This window comes from Streptomyces sp. NPDC053426, from assembly GCF_055585405.1.
On the sequence record NZ_JBVJKE010000008.1, the window covers coordinates 317,646 to 331,922 of the forward strand.

A 14,277-nucleotide genomic window follows, 5' to 3' on the forward strand; every position below is an offset into this window, starting at 1 on the left:
CGCGTGCGGTGTGCCGCCGTATCGGCACACCGCACGCGGCGGTGGTGTGTCCGGGGAGATCAGAAGGGCGTGATCGTCAGGCGCAGGCGCCGGGGCGCGTTGTCCTGGATGTACGTGGCGAAGTCACCGACGTCGTCGAAGGCGAAGCCGTACGCCTTGCCGTTGTTCACCACCGAGTGGATCGCCTTCGCGTAGTGGTTGGTGACGGGGGTCCGGTAGAAGGCCGCCGCGCCGGTCGTGGGCTGGGCGCCGGCGCGCAGGAGCACGGAGCGGTTGAAGCCGGCGCCGAGGGCCGCGGCCACGGGGCCGCGCAGACCGTCGTTGGGGGCGAAGAGGCTGCCGTCGCAGAAGAGGATGTCGCGGGTGGTGGGCCGGTCGAAGGTGAGCGTGGCCGGACCGTGGAAGGTCAGCTTCCCGTCGCGTACCCGGCCGGTGAAGGTGCCCGCATCGGTGCGGACGGTGAGGTTCTGCCGCGTGTAGCGCTGCCACACCTGGTCGATGTACGGGCCGTAGTAGTCCCCCGGGAAGCGGCCCGCGTCGAGGCCGTGTCCGGGGGCGACGGCCCGCAGGTCGTTCACCACCAGACGGTCGAACGCCTCGCGCCGCCGCAGGGCGGCGAAGACGGCCTTCCGGCCTCCCTCGCGCACCGCGCCGGTGGTGTGCCGGCCGCGCCCGGTCAGTCGCAGGCTCATCGGGACGCTGAACATGTCGACCATGGTCGTGTTGCAGAACATCCCGTCGGCGTTGTACGTGAACTCCGCGCAGTCGTGCAGCACCGGGTAGTTGGGGTCCGACGCGACCCAGCCGGCCGGGGTCTGCAGCGCGGGCCGTCCGTCGCCGTCCCGGACCACCCTGAGCTTCAGCCTCCCGCCCAGGGAGACGTAGATCCGGCCCGACATGCGGGGGAGGGAGAGACGGGTCTCCCCCTTCGCCGCGAGCGGGATCGCGTAGTCGGTGAAACCGCCCGCCCTGTTGTCCGCGAGGGCCAGCGGGACGGCCTTTCCGGCCCGGTCCACCCTGACCTGCCGGCCGTTCCGGGTCCCCACGATGTACACGTGGACCGAAGAATTCTTAAAATCCCCGCTGTTGTTCACGATCGTCAGCGGAAGCCCTCCGGCCGCCGCGTGAGCCGTCGGCGTGGCGGCGGAAAGCAGAGGGCCGGCCAGGGCGGCCCCTCCCGCCGCCACGAGAAGGGAACGGCGCGCTATTTCGCGCGGCCGGTCGTGTGTCGTCATACCGTGCTGCTCCTTGGATCGGTGAATGCTTTCCGGCGATGGCGACCGTACATCGATTCAAGGAGCACTTCGATTTGTCCCGCATTTTTTCCCGCACGATTCCGTGGCTCCCGTCCGTGCGGGCGTGTTCTTCTAAACGCTTCCTTCCCTTTCCGGACTTGCGGCCGGCATTGTCTTTTCCGATTTCTCCGTCCAGTCGACCCAGCGTGAGCACACCGCCACCAGTACGGCGGACGCCGCGACCACCGCCATGCCGGTCGTCAGATCCGAGTGGCCGGCGACGAAACCGATCAGGGCCGGGCCCGCCAGGAGACCGGTGGTGCCCATGGCGGCGACCAGGGCGAGGGCGCCCGGTCCCTCCGTGGCGGCGGCGACGTAGAGGCAGGGGGTCACCGTCGCCATGCCCAGGCCGACGCAGGCGAAGCCGACGAGCGCGGGCCAGGTGCCGCCGGCCAGCAGCGCGAGGGCGAGACCGGTGCCGGCCATCGTGCTGCCCACCCGCACCATGCGCGCGTCGCCCCACCGGTTGCGCCAGCCGTCGCCCAGGAGACGGGCCGCCACCATCATCACCGAGACGACGGCGATGCCCAGCGGCGCCAGCCGCCCCGACGCGCCGGTCTCCTCCGTCAGGTAGAGCGCCGACCAGTCGTTCATGGCGCCCTCGACGACCGTGCCGAACACCATGGCGCAGCCCAGTACGAGAGCCGTGCGCGAGGCGCCCGTCAGGCTCCGCAGACCCTTCTTCCCGCCCTCGGCCGGCTGTTCTTCGGCCGGGGGAGCCGGGGGAGCGGGCGCGTCGGTGAGCACCCGGGGCCTGGAACCCGCCAGCAGCAGCACCCCCAGCACCGCCGCCACGGCGAAGTGCGCGGTCACCGAGTGCGTCACGGTGTTCACCCCGGAGGCCAGCAGCGCGCCCCCGAGCGAGCCCCCGCTGAACGTCGCGTGCAACTGGGCCATCGCGGCCCGCCCGTAGTGGGATTCGAGGGCGGCGCCCTGCGCGTTCATGGCGACGTTCAGACCGCCGACGGCCATGCCGTCGAGGAGGATCACCAGCAGGGCGAGCGGATAACTGCCGACCGCGGCCAGCACGGGCAGCACCGCCACCAGGGCCAGCGCGGACCAGAGCGCCAGCCGCCGGGCGCCCAGCCGCCGCATCAGCGGGGCGACCAGCGGGAAGGACACCGCCGCCCCGACCCCGGCGGCCATCAGCAGCAGACCCACCTCCGTCCCGCTCAGGTCGAAGCGGTCCTTGAGGGCGGGCAGCCGGGAGGCCCAGGTGGCGTACTGGAAGCCGAGGAAGGAGAACAGGGCGGCGATCGCCAGTTGGTCGCGGCGGAAATCGCCGAGGGTGGGCAGCATGGGCGTCAGGACCCCTCTTCCGGGCCGCCGGAGCGGCCGCAGTGGACCGGGCAGGACATGTAGACGGCGCCGTCGCCGTAACCCCCGGGGAGCTCGGCCCCCGGCTCGGGCCGGTAGCCGTGACCGGCCCAGAAGCCCGCCGTCCCGCCGACGGCGACCAGCGAGATCCGTTCGTACGACGACCGCCGCGCGACCGCCGTGAGATGCCGCAGCAGTCTGCCGCCCAGCCCCCTGCCGCGCAGATCGTCCGCGATCACGAGGTCGTGCAGATGCAGATTGCGGGAGTCGTACGCCCGCTCCTCCGGCCGGGTCAGGTCCGGGTACCGCAGCCGCGGATAGGGCAGGGCGAGCACGTAGCCGGCGACACGGCCGCCGGTCTCCAGGACGAAGCAGGTCTCCGGGGAGGCCAGGCCCCGGGAGCGGAGCGCCTCGACGCCCTCGGACAGCGAGGCCGGCGCGTACGCCTCGGCCTCCAGCGCGGCGATCCGCGGCCAGTCGTCCTCGGCGATCGCGCGTACGCGCACCTCCGGGGTGTCACCGCCCACGCAGACGCGGGGGAGCGGGCCGAAACCGTTGAAGCCCTCGGTCGTGTAACTGGCGGCGTACGCGCCCGCCGACAGCACCCACACCGGGTCGCCCGACGCGACCGCCCTCGGCACCCGCACCCTCCGGTGCTCGTGGGCGTAGGCGTCGTCACTGTCGCAGGTGGGACCCGCGACCACGACCGGCACCAGGTCGGCGTCGGCCCCGTCCGGGTGGGACGGGTGGGACGGGAAGACGAGCGGGTACCGCACCTGGTCCATCTCGTACAGGCCGTTGAACTTCCCGCAGCTCAGGTACAGCCAGTGCTCCCGCTCCCCGTCCGGCCCGCGGCGGGACGTCAGCCGGGAGACATGGGCCCGGACCGCTCCGTGGTCGGCCACCAGATGGCGTCCCGGCTCGATGACGAAGTCCAGGGGGCGGGGGGAGAGGGACGTCAGCCGTTCCATGCCCTCGCGGAGCACGGCGAAGATCTTGTCCAGCGGGGGGTCGAGCCGTTCGCCCCGGCGGTCGGCGTAGCCGAGCGCCGGCAGACCGCCGCCGAGGTTGACGTGGTCCGGCACGATCCCGCGGCCGTGCAGCGCCGTGAGCACCTCGGCGAGGGCCGCGAACGCCTGCTGCCACGCCTCGGCGGTCATCTGCTGCGACCCGACGTGCACCGAAAGACCGGCGGGGACCAGACCCGCGTCCCGCGCCGCCGCCAGCACCCGTACGGCGTCGTCCGCCGAGCACCCGAACTTCCGGCTCAGCCCCCACAGCGCGCCCTCGCCGCTGGTCGCCAGCCGGCAGAACACCCGGGCACCCGGAGCGTGTTCGGCCAGCGCCGCCACGTCCTCCACGCTGTCCGTGGCGAAGTCCCGCACACCGAGCCGGTACGCCTGAGCGATGTCCCGGTCGGACTTGACGGTGTTGCCGTGGTGCACCCGGTGCGCGGGCACGCCCGTCGCCAGCGCCCGGACGATCTCCCGGGGGCTCGCCGCGTCGAACCCGGCGCCCCGGCCGGCCAGATGGGCCAGGACCTCCTCCACGGGACACGCCTTCATCGCGAACCGCACGTCCACGCCGGGCAGTTCCGCGGTCAGCGCGTCGTAGCGGGCGGCGATCCCGTCCAGGTCGTAGACGAGCGCGTCCTCGGTGGCGGCCGCGAGGGCGGCGCGCAGGGCCGCGGTCACCGGAGCGCGCCCCGGCTCGCGTGCACGAGGGCCTCCCAGGCGCCGATCAGCACCACGAAGTCCTCGGTGTCCAGCGCGGCCTCGTCCAGCAGCCGCTCCCGGTCGGCCGTCATGCCGCGCGCGAACTCGGCGTACTTCCCGCCCAGTCGCCCGTACGCCGCCGCGACCGTGTCCAGCCGCCGCTCGTTCTCCGTACGGTCCAGCCGCACGCTCTCGGTGAGGAACGCGGCGAACGGCGCCGGGTCGAGCCGCCCGCCGTCGTCCAGCAGCGCGGCCCCCGCGTCGGCCATCCGCTCGTAGACGTGGTGCAGGTACAGCATGGACAGCAGGAACTTCACGAACCGTGTCTGGTACGCCAGGAAGCCGGCGTGGGTGCGGCGCTCCCCGGTGTAGTAGTTCTCGATGTGCCGGTTGTGCAGGACACCGGGCAGCGCGGCGTCGTACACGGCGTGGATGAGGAAGTAGTCGCTGCCGATGGTCGCGGTGGCGGGCGGCAGCGGCAGCCGCTCGTACACGTCCCGGTCGAAGGCGATGTTGGACATGTCGACGCGCATCGGGTCGACCAGCGTCAGCGTCGAGCGGTCGCCCGTGAAGGGCAGCGTCCCGGCGCCCTTGAAGGACTCCTCGACCAGCTCCCGCTTCTGCTCGGCGGACCAGTGGCCGGGCGCCCACAGGCCGACGACCTCGTCGTACACCTCCTTGTCGAGCTCCCGGATCCCGCCGATGTCGACGGAGAGCTCCCCGATGAAGGAGGCGCCTACCATGGAGACGGGCCGGTCGGCGAGCGCGGGGTCGAGCGTCACCTCCGACACGCCGGCGAAGGCGTCACGGGCGCGCTTGCCCAGGGAGGTCAGCTCGTGGTGGATCGGATGGACGGGCTTGCCGTCGAAGACCTGGTAATCGCAGTCGGAGTCGCGCCGGTGCAGCGACCGGCAGCCCAGTGCCGCCGCGATCAGGAACGCCCGGTTGGTGCAGGCGCCGTACGAGAGCGCGTCCGGGAGCATGAGGCCGAGGATCCGCTCCGGCTCCGGGAGCGCGGCCCGGTCGATGGCGCCCCGCAGGAAGTCCCGCTGGGCGGACTCGTCGAGGTGGTGCACGACGACGCCCGCGGTCTCGGGGAGCGCGGCGATCGTACGGGCATGGGCTTCGCGGGTCTGCGCGTCGGAGGAGTCGAGGACCAGCAGGTGCACCTCGACGTCGAAGTGCCGGGCGGCGTACGAGGCTTCCCCGCCCATGGCGGTGATGGTCGCGGAGCACTCCCGGTCGGTGGGGAGGCTCAGGCATATCCGGTGCATGTCGGCTTCCTCGCTCATCGCGTCGACTCGTGCCAGGAGTCCAGCCCCAGCAACTTCCGCCCCAGGTCGTTGAGTTCGGCGGGTCCGTAGCGCAGGGACTCGTGCTTCACGGCGTCGCCGAGCAGGGTCGCGTTCCACTCCGGGGTGCTGAGCGTGCGCCAGGACTCCACCCGTGAGCGGCGCAGCTCCTCGTGCTCCTCCAGGGCGGGCATCATCGACAGGTACTGCACCGCGCGCACCCCGCCGGCCGAGGTGTTGGGTGCCACGCCGTGCGCCAGCATCCCGTTGAAGATCAGCAGATCACCGGCCTTGAGCTGGGGCCGTACGACGGGGAACTCGGTGCGGTCGGCGCCCGGACGGATCGGGTCCCGGTCGGCGGGCTGTGCGACCTTCCACTCGTCGAACCGGCGGAAGAGCTCCGGGGAGCACTGGAAGCCGCCCTGGTCCGGTTCCGTGTCGGTGAGCGCGATGATGCCCTGCACCCGCTGCGGCGGCACGCTCGCGGTGGTGTCCACGTCCCAGTGCAGTTCGATGTCGAACCCCTCGTCCGTGGGGTCGATGAGGGAACGCGAACGGTTCCGCACATTGGGCGGGTTGAGGTTGAGCCGGTCCAGGGTGACCCACAGCTCCTCGCAGTCCCACACGTCCACGAACGCGTCGTACACCCGCCGGGCCTGCCGGCTGTCCCAGATGAGCTGGTGCTGGTACGCCTCGACGAAGCCGTAGACGAACAGGTCACGGTCGAGGTCCGAGCGGAAGGCGCGCTCCTCGTACCAGGTCTCGGGGCGCTGCGGGTCCAGACCCTGGAACTCCCAGGCGAACTCCAGCAGCAGCTTGGCGGCGTCGGGGGAGATCGCCTCCGGCACCACCACGTGACCGTGGTTCTGCCAGGACGCGAACTGTTCCTCCGAGAGCACCCGCAGCGGCAGGTCCTTGGTCAGGTGCCGCAGTTGCGTCCCGGCGAGGTAGGTCTCACCGTCGGCGCTGAAGTAGGGGCGCTCGGAGGGGGCCCGGTGTAAGAAACGGTGGTGCGTCGTCATGCGGTACTCCGGAGATCGGGATCACTCACGGCATGCGGACAGAAGGAGAGAAGGAGAAAAGGAGAGAAGGGGAGGAAGGAGGGGTCGGTGGTCGGTCGGCCGTCGCTACGACGACCCGGTGCGGCCCGTGAGGACCTCGGCCGCGGCGATGCCCGACACGCGCGTCGCGCCGTGCGTCGCCAGGTACACCGCCCCGGGGCGCTCACCCGCGGGGACGCCCATCTCGACGACGAGGGCGTCGGGCCGCCGGCGTACCAGGCCGGCGAGCGCGCGGGTCATCCAGCCGTAGCGGGCGGCGTCCCGGACGACCACGACCAGCGGCCGGCCGGCCGCCGGCCGCAGGGCCAGCCGGTCCAGCACCTCGTCACCGTCCTGGAGCTGGTCCTCGCCGAGCCGGACGGACGTGGTGCCCGGACACAGCGTCCTCAGCGGTTCCGCCACGCCCCACGGGGTTCCGGGGTCGATGGCGGGGGTGGTGGCGGGGGAGAGCTCCACCACGTGGGGGATGCCCACGAGCGGGAACCCGGTGTCGCGGTCGGGCTTGTGATGGACGCGGACGGCCCGCCGGGCCGCCGCCAGCCCGATGCCGGGGGTGCCGGTGGAGACGAAGGCGCCGCGCCGCAGCGTGCCCGTCCACTCGGCGAACTCCCGGACCCGGCCCGCCGCCTCGGCGAGCCGGCGCTCCGGCAGACGGCCGTCCAGTACGGCGTTCACCAGGGCGTCGGCCAGCCGCGTGGTGGTCTCCTCGGCGGCGGGACCGCCGCCGACGCAGACCGCGTCCGCGCCGGCGGCGACGGCCCGGACGGCGGCGCCCGGCACGCCGTAGCGGTCGGCCACGGCGCCCATCTCGACGGCGTCGGTCACGACCAGACCCGTGAAGCCGAGTTCGCCGCGCAGCAGGTCGCCGACGACGGGGCGGCTCAGGGTCGCCGGCCACCGGTCGTCGTAGGCGGGCACCAGCAGGTGCGCGGTCATCACGGCCCGTACGCCCGCGTCCATCGCGGCGATGAACGGCGGCAGCGCGGTCAGCGCGAGGGTCCCGGCGTCGGCCGAGACCTGCGGCAGCCCGAGATGGGAGTCGACCACGGTGTCGCCGTGGCCCGGGAAGTGCTTGGCGCACGCGGCGACCCCCGCCGACTGCAGCCCCCGCACCCACGCGGCGGCGTGCCGGGAGACGACGTCGGGGCGCGCCCCGAAGGAGCGCACCCCGATGACCGGATTCAGCGGATTGGTGTTCACGTCGGCGCTCGGCGCGTAGTTCAGGGTGATGCCGAGGCCGTGCAGTTCCCGGCCGACGTCCCGGGCCACCTGTTCGGTGACATCGATGTCGTCGAGCGTGCCGAGCGCCAGGTTGCCCGGCCGGGACGCCCCGGTGCGGGCTTCGAGCCGGGTGACGTCGCCCGCCTCCTCGTCGACGGCGACGACGAGGCCGGGGTTCTCGGCGTACAGGGCGGTGGTGAGCCCCGCCACCTGTTCGGGGCCGTGGATGTTCCGGCCGAACAGGACGACCGAGGCGAGCCCCTCGGAGATCCGGCGGCGCACCCAGTCCGGCACCGTCGTCCCCTCGAAGCCCGGCTGGAGCACGGAGTGCGCCCACCGCAGCAGTCGCGGGTGGCTGCTCTCGGCCATGCGGACCTCCGTGCAAGGTTGTGCACGCGGCGGTTGCGGGAGAACGCGCCACGACTGGTTCAGACCACTGGGATGTTGGACTGGACCATTGGGCCCTGTCAAGGAATGCCCTTTCGGTGCGGCGCCCGAACACCCTTGCAATCAGGCCGTGTTGGAGGTGAACCGCCCGGTCAGGGCCCCGGGCGCGTCAGCGTCGCCGTGAACTTGTAGCGCGAGCCCCGGTACACCGAGCGGACCCACTCGACCGGCGTTCCCGTCTCGTCCCGCGAGTGGCGGGACAGCAGCAGCATCGGCAGGCCCACGTCCGTGGCGAGCAGCCCCGCCTCCCGAGGTGTCGCCGGGGAGGTCTCGATGGTCTCGTCGGCCTCCGCCGGCCGCACCCCGTACACCTCGGCGAGGGTGGTGTAGAGCGAGGTGTAGCGGGACAGGTTGCGGCGCAGACGGGGGAAGCGCCGGTCGGACAGGTGGGTCGCCTCGATCGCCATGGGCTCCCCGCCGGCCAGCCGCAGCCGCTCGATACGCAGCACCCTGTCCCCCGGATCCACCTCCAGCAGGGCCGCCAGCTCCGCGTCGGCGGCGATGTACCCGATGTCCAGCACCTGCGAGGTGGGGCTGAGCCCCTGCGCCCGCATGTCCTCGGTGTACGAGGTGAGCTGGAGCGTCCGGTAGACCTTCGGGCGGGCGACGAACGTGCCCTTGCCCTGGATCCGGTCGAGCCGGCCCTCGCTGACCAGCTCCAGCAGGGCCTTGCGGACCGTGGTGCGGGAGGTGCGGAACTCGACGGCGAGCAGGCGCTCGGCCGGCATCGGGGCGCCCGGGGCGCGCTCGTCGGTCATCTGCAGTAACCGCTGCTTGATGCGGTAGTACTTCGGTACGCGCCCGATACGGCCCGGCGCCCCCGTGTCGGCCTGGGCGCTGCTGACGTCCGTGCTCATGACCTGCCTTCCGGCTGCGGTTTCCGGCGCGCGGACGGCAGGTGCCGGCCGCGGTGCACGTCGGCGGACGGCCGGGTTCGGCGCCGCACGCTCGGCGACCCCGTTATAACCGTGCGTTCTCACTTTGGTCTAGTCCAAGCTTCAACCCGTCCCTCTTTGGGTGGAGTTCTACGCCCCCACCAGGGGCGCGGGAGCCGTTATCCAGGCGTGATTCACGACCCTTGACAGAGCCATAGGTCTAGGCCAAGCTCCCCTTGCTGGTCTAAACCATTTAGAGGAAGCCGGGTCCCAGCCCGCCGAGCTGTTGCGCCACTGTGGGGGTCACCGCCGAGGGCGTGGGTGAGTAAGGCATTCCTGAGGAGGGGTGGCGCGTGAAGCGCAAGCTGATAGCCGCGATCGGGGTCGCGGGCATGCTGTTCTCCGTCGCGGCGTGCGGCGGCGACGACGGTGGCAGCGACGAGAAGGCCGGCGCGGACGGTTACGCCGGCGAGACGCTCACCGTGTGGGTGATGGACGGCTCCTCGCCCGACGAATGGCAGGCGGACCTCGCCAAGGAGTTCGAGGCGAAGACCAAGGCCAAGGTCAAGTTCGAGAACCAGCAGTGGAACGGCATCCAGCAGAAGCTGACCACCGCCCTGTCCGAGGAGAACCCGCCGGACGTCTTCGAGATCGGCAACACCCAGACCCCGGCCTACGCCAAGACCGGCGGCCTCGCCGACCTGGGCGACCTCAAGGCCGAGATCGGCGCCGACTGGTCCGAGTCCCTCAACGAGTCGTCCGTCTTCGAGGGCAAGCAGTACGCCGCGCCGTGGTACGTCGTCAACCGCGTCGTCGTCTACAACAAGAAGGTCTGGGCCGACGCGGGACTGAAGGACACCCCGAAGACCCGCGACGAGTTCTACGACGCCCTCAAGACGATCGGCGAGAAGACCGACGCCGAGCCCATCTACCTGCCGGGCCAGAACTGGTACCACTTCGTCGGCCTGGTGATCGGCGAGGGCGGCGAGCTGGTCAAGAAGGACGGCGACAAGTGGGTCTCCAACCTCGGTGACCCGAAGGTCGCCGCCGCCACGGAGACCTACAAGAAGTTCCAGGCCCTGTCCAAGGCGCCCAAGGACAAGGACGAGGCCACCCCGCAGCAGGGTGAGGTCTTCGCCAAGGGCAAGACCGGCGCGCTCATCGGCATGGGCTGGGAGGCCGCCACCGCGATCAAGGCCAACCCGAAGATCGAGCAGGACATCGGCTACTTCACCATCCCCGGTGCCACGGCCGACAAGCCCGAGGGCGTCTTCCTCGGCGGCTCCAACCTCGCCGTCGCCGCGGGCAGCAAGAAGCAGGAGCTCGCCAAGGAGTTCCTGAAGATCGCGCTGTCCGACAAGTTCGAGGGCGCGCTCGCCAAGGCCAACGGCGTCATCCCCAACAAGGAGTCGCTGCTGAGCAACCTCGAGGGCAACGCCCCCGCCGAGGCCGCAGCGCCGGCCGCCGCCTTCGGTGGCACCACGCCGCTGATCCCCGAGTGGGCCGCCGTCGAGAACGACCCCAACCCGATCAAGACGTACCTGACCGCCGTCCTGAACGGAAAGTCCCCGGCCGAGGCCGCCAAGCAGGTCGAGGGCGAGTTCAACAAGCGCCTGGCGCAGCAGCAGTAGGCGCGCGAGCGCACGGATGGGGGCGGGGGCCGGCCACTCGCCGGCCCCCGCCCCGGCGTCGAGTACGTCGAGAAGAGAGATCGCGAGCATGACCGTGCAGACCGAACGGCCGCCCTCCGGCCCGGCGGACGTCCGCAAGGCGGACGACACAGGGCCCGGCAGGCAGAAACCGAGAGCCGCGTCGCGCGCCGGCGCGCTCGCCCCGTACCTGTTGCTGCTGCCCGCCGTCGCGGCCACCGTGCTGCTGCTCGGCTGGCCGCTGCTGAAGGACGTGCTGCTGTCGTTCCAGAACCTCAACATGGCGCAGCTGATCCAGCACGTCACCGAGTGGAACGGCGTCGACAACTACAAGGAGACCCTCACCAGCGAGGACTTCTGGCGGGTCACCCTCCGCTCGATCGTGTTCACGGCGGTCAACGTCGTCCTGATCATGGTCCTGGGAACGCTGATCGGCCTGCTGCTCGCGCGCCTCGGCCCGCGGATGCGGTTCACCCTGATGATCGGCCTGGTGCTGGCCTGGGCGATGCCCCCGGTGGCGGCGACCACGGTGTACCAGTGGCTGTTCGCCCAGCGCTTCGGTGTCGTCAACTGGGTGCTGGACAAACTCGGTTGGCACTCCATGGCCGACTACAGCTGGACCAGCAGCCAGATGTCGACGTTCTTCGTCGTCATCCTGCTGATCGTGTGGATGTCCATCCCGTTCGTCGCGATCAGCCTCTACGCGGCGACCACCACCATCCCGAAGGAACTCTACGAGGCCGCGTCCCTCGACGGCGCGGGTGTCTGGCGGAGCTTCACCACGGTCACCCTGCCGTTCCTGCGGCCGTTCCTGTACGCCACGACGTTCCTGGAGGTCATCTGGGTCTTCAAGGCGTTCGTGCAGGTCTACACCTTCAACCAGGGCGGCCCCAACCGGCTCACCGAGATCCTGCCGGTCTACGCCTACGTCGAGGGCGTCGGCAACCAGCACTACGGCATGGGCGCGGCGATCGCCGTCCTGACCATCCTGATCCTGCTCGGCCTGACCGCCTACTACCTCCGGATCGTGCTCAAGCAAGAGGAGGACGAGCTGTGAAGCGCTCGCTCATCAGCCGCCTGTGGCCCAACCTCACGGCCCTCGTCCTGTTCATCGGTTTCGTCTTCCCCGTGTACTGGATGTTCGCCACGGCCTTCAAGCCGACCGGCGACATCGTCTCCGAGAGCCCGGTCTGGTTCCCGACCGACGTCACCTTCGAGCACTTCGAAACAGCGGTCGACGTCGACCACTTCTGGGCGTACGTCACCAACTCGCTGACCGTCACCATCCTGGCCGTCGTCTTCTCGCTGATCATCGCGCTGGCCGGCTCCTTCGCCCTGGCCCGGATGCGGTTCAAGGGGCGGCGCGGCTTCATCATCGTCTTCATGCTGGCCCAGATGGCGCCCTGGGAAGTCATGATCATCGCGATGTACATGATCGTGCGGGACGCGTCGATGCTGAACAGCCTCGTGCCGCTGACGCTCTTCTACACGATGATGATCCTCCCCTTCACCATCCTGACGCTGCGCGGCTTCGTCGCCGCCGTGCCGAAGGAGCTGGAGGAGTCGGCGATGGTCGACGGCTGCACCCGCCGCCAGGCGTTCCGCAGGGTCATCCTGCCGCTGCTCGCGCCGGGCCTGATGTCCACCTCGCTGTTCGGCTTCATCACCGCCTGGAACGAGTTCGCCCTGGTCCTGGTGCTCAACAAGGACGCCGAGGCACAGACCCTGCCGCTGTGGCTCTCCCGGTTCCAGAGCCAGTTCGGTGACGACTGGGGTGCGACCATGGCCGCGTCGTCGCTCGTCTCCGTCCCGATCCTGATCCTCTTCGTCTTCCTGCAGCGCAAGGCCGTCAGCGGCCTCACCGCGGGCGCCGTGAAGGGATAACGCCACCCGATGACGACAACCACCACCGGCACCGACACCCTCACCCGGGACGCGCTCGCCGTACTGCAGCCGGGCTTCGCCGGCACCACCGCGCCCGACTGGGTGCGCCGGCGGCTGGCCCAGGGCCTCGCCTCCGTCGCCCTCTTCGGCCGCAACGTCACCACCGCCGAGCAGGTCACCGCCCTCACCGCGCAACTGCGCGCCGAACGGGACGACCTGCTGGTCGCCATCGACGAGGAGAGCGGCGACGTCACCCGCCTGGAGGTCCGCACCGGCTCCTCCTTCCCCGGCAACCACGCACTCGGCGCGGTCGACGACACCGACCTGACCCGGGGCGTCGCCCGCGAACTGGGCCGACGGCTCGCAGAGTGCGGGGTCAACTTCAACTGGGCGCCGTCCGCCGACGTCAACGCCAACCCCGACAACCCGGTGATCGGCGTGCGCTCCTTCGGCGGGGACACCGCCCTGGTCGCCCGGCACACCGCCGCCTACGTCGAGGGCCTGCAGTCCACCGGCGTCGCCGCCTGCACCAAGCACTTCCCCGGCCACGGCGACACCAGCGTCGACTCCCACCACGCGATCCCGCACATCGACCTCGACGCCACCACGCTGCACGAACGGGAACTCCAGCCGTTCCGGGCGGCCATCGCGGCCGGCACCCGCGCCGTCATGAGCGCCCACATCCGGGTGCCGGTCCTCGACCCCGACCGCCCGGCCACGCTCTCCCGCCGCATCCTCACCGACCTGCTGCGCGGCGAGCTCGGCTACGACGGCCTGATCGTCACCGACGGCATGGAGATGCGCGCCATCTCCGGCACGTACGGCCTGGAGCACGGCGTCATCCTCGCCATCGCCGCCGGCGCCGACGCGATCTGCGTGGGCGGCGGGCTGTGCGACGAGGGCACCGTACAGAGCCTCCAGGACGCGCTGGTGAACGCCGTGCGCTCCGGTGAACTCCCCGAGGAGCGGCTCGCCGACGCCGCCGCCCGGGTGCGCGCCCTGGCCGACTGGACCGCGGGCGTACGGCGCTCCCCGGCCGCGGCCGTCGGACCCGAGCCGGAGATCGGCCTCACGGCGGCCCGCCGCGCGGTCACCGTCACCCGCGCGGGCGGCTCCGCGCCGGTCACCGGGCCGGTGTACGTGGCCACCTTCAACCCGGTCCCGAACATCGCCGTGGGCGACGAGACGCCGTGGGGCGTCGGCGCGGAGCTGGAACGGCTGCTGCCGGGCACCACCACCGGCGGCTTCACCGGCCCCGACGCCGGCGAGCAGGCGCTGAAGGCGGCGGCCGGCCGGCGCGTCGTCGCCGTGGTCCGCGACGAGCACCGGCACCCGTGGATGCGCACGGCCCTGGACACCCTGCTCGCCGCCGACCCGTCCACCGTGGTCGTGGAGATGGGCGTACCGCAGTCCGCGCCACGCGGAGCCCTGCACATCGCCACACACGGCGCGGCCCGCGTCTGCGGCGTGGCGGCGGCGGAGGCGGTGACGGCGGGCTGACCCGCCGTCACGGGTGGATCC

The 14,277-nt window shown here is 71.5% G+C and carries 11 protein-coding genes and 1 pseudogene; 4 read left to right on the forward strand and 8 right to left on the reverse strand.

Features of this window, described 5'->3' with window-relative positions:
- Positions 1 to 59: 59 nt before the first annotated feature.
- From ACZ62B_RS19060 to ACZ62B_RS19095, 8 genes and pseudogenes are all read right to left on the reverse strand, one after another.
- A complete protein-coding gene (locus ACZ62B_RS19060) occupies positions 60 to 1,235 on the reverse strand; it encodes a beta-1,3-glucanase family protein (RefSeq protein ID WP_469691221.1) in 1,176 nt (391 codons plus the stop codon).
- 132 nt (positions 1,236 to 1,367) lie between these two features.
- Positions 1,368 to 2,594 (reverse strand): MFS transporter, encoded by a 1,227-nt coding sequence (locus ACZ62B_RS19065; RefSeq protein ID WP_344565531.1) that lies wholly within the window; start codon positions 2,592 to 2,594, stop codon positions 1,368 to 1,370.
- Between the two features lie 5 nt (positions 2,595 to 2,599).
- Positions 2,600 to 3,139, reverse strand: coding sequence for a GNAT family N-acetyltransferase (locus tag ACZ62B_RS19070; RefSeq protein ID WP_469691267.1), 540 nt, complete (start codon positions 3,137 to 3,139; stop codon positions 2,600 to 2,602).
- Positions 3,134 to 4,306: pseudogene (locus ACZ62B_RS19075) on the reverse strand (type III PLP-dependent enzyme); the annotation flags it as partial. The pseudogene ACZ62B_RS19075 and the gene ACZ62B_RS19070, both read right to left, overlap by 6 nt.
- The gene (locus tag ACZ62B_RS19080) at positions 4,303 to 5,601 is read right to left on the reverse strand and encodes a DUF6271 family protein (protein WP_469691269.1); all 1,299 of its coding nucleotides are present in this window, start codon (positions 5,599 to 5,601) and stop codon (positions 4,303 to 4,305) included. The pseudogene ACZ62B_RS19075 and the gene ACZ62B_RS19080, both read right to left, overlap by 4 nt.
- A gap of 14 nt (positions 5,602 to 5,615) precedes the next feature.
- A complete protein-coding gene (locus ACZ62B_RS19085; RefSeq protein WP_469691223.1) occupies positions 5,616 to 6,641 on the reverse strand; it encodes a phytanoyl-CoA dioxygenase family protein in 1,026 nt (341 codons plus the stop codon).
- A 105-nt stretch (positions 6,642 to 6,746) separates the two neighbouring features.
- Positions 6,747 to 8,270 carry a glycoside hydrolase family 3 protein gene (locus ACZ62B_RS19090; protein ID WP_344565528.1) on the reverse strand — a complete coding sequence of 508 codons (1,524 nt, stop codon included), beginning with the start codon at positions 8,268 to 8,270 and terminating at the stop codon, positions 6,747 to 6,749.
- 170 nt (positions 8,271 to 8,440) lie between these two features.
- A complete protein-coding gene (locus tag ACZ62B_RS19095; RefSeq protein ID WP_344565526.1) occupies positions 8,441 to 9,205 on the reverse strand; it encodes a GntR family transcriptional regulator in 765 nt (254 codons plus the stop codon).
- Between the two features lie 371 nt (positions 9,206 to 9,576).
- Here ACZ62B_RS19095 and ACZ62B_RS19100 point away from each other — a divergent pair, with 371 nt between their 5' ends.
- The 4 genes from ACZ62B_RS19100 to ACZ62B_RS19115 all read left to right on the forward strand — a co-directional run bounded on the left by ACZ62B_RS19100 (position 9,577) and on the right by ACZ62B_RS19115 (position 14,256).
- Positions 9,577 to 10,854, forward strand: a complete 1,278-nt coding sequence (locus ACZ62B_RS19100; RefSeq protein WP_344565525.1) for an extracellular solute-binding protein — start codon at positions 9,577 to 9,579, stop codon at positions 10,852 to 10,854.
- 88 nt (positions 10,855 to 10,942) lie between these two features.
- Positions 10,943 to 11,929: a carbohydrate ABC transporter permease gene (locus tag ACZ62B_RS19105; RefSeq protein ID WP_344565523.1), complete on the forward strand. Its 987-nt coding sequence runs from the start codon at positions 10,943 to 10,945 to the stop codon at positions 11,927 to 11,929.
- Positions 11,926 to 12,756 carry a carbohydrate ABC transporter permease gene (locus tag ACZ62B_RS19110; RefSeq protein WP_344565521.1) on the forward strand — a complete coding sequence of 277 codons (831 nt, stop codon included), beginning with the start codon at positions 11,926 to 11,928 and terminating at the stop codon, positions 12,754 to 12,756. Before ACZ62B_RS19105 ends, ACZ62B_RS19110 begins: the two co-directional genes overlap by 4 nt.
- A gap of 9 nt (positions 12,757 to 12,765) precedes the next feature.
- Positions 12,766 to 14,256: a glycoside hydrolase family 3 protein gene (locus tag ACZ62B_RS19115; RefSeq protein ID WP_469691229.1), complete on the forward strand. Its 1,491-nt coding sequence runs from the start codon at positions 12,766 to 12,768 to the stop codon at positions 14,254 to 14,256.
- Positions 14,257 to 14,277 lie beyond the last annotated feature (21 nt).

Bases quoted from the DNA above. Each gene is read 5' to 3' on its own strand.
- ACZ62B_RS19060 (WP_469691221.1), bottom strand. From the start codon at position 1,235: ATGACGACACACGACCGGCCGCGCGAAATAGCGCGCCGTTCCCTTCTC.
- ACZ62B_RS19065 (WP_344565531.1), bottom strand. From the start codon at position 2,594: ATGCTGCCCACCCTCGGCGATTTCCGCCGCGACCAACTGGCGATCGCC.
- ACZ62B_RS19080 (WP_469691269.1), bottom strand. From the start codon at position 5,601: ATGCACCGGATATGCCTGAGCCTCCCCACCGACCGGGAGTGCTCCGCG.
- ACZ62B_RS19085 (WP_469691223.1), bottom strand. From the start codon at position 6,641: ATGACGACGCACCACCGTTTCTTACACCGGGCCCCCTCCGAGCGCCCC.
- ACZ62B_RS19090 (WP_344565528.1), bottom strand. From the start codon at position 8,270: ATGGCCGAGAGCAGCCACCCGCGACTGCTGCGGTGGGCGCACTCCGTG.
- ACZ62B_RS19095 (WP_344565526.1), bottom strand. From the start codon at position 9,205: ATGAGCACGGACGTCAGCAGCGCCCAGGCCGACACGGGGGCGCCGGGC.
- ACZ62B_RS19105 (WP_344565523.1), top strand. From the start codon at position 10,943: ATGACCGTGCAGACCGAACGGCCGCCCTCCGGCCCGGCGGACGTCCGC.
- ACZ62B_RS19115 (WP_469691229.1), top strand. From the start codon at position 12,766: ATGACGACAACCACCACCGGCACCGACACCCTCACCCGGGACGCGCTC.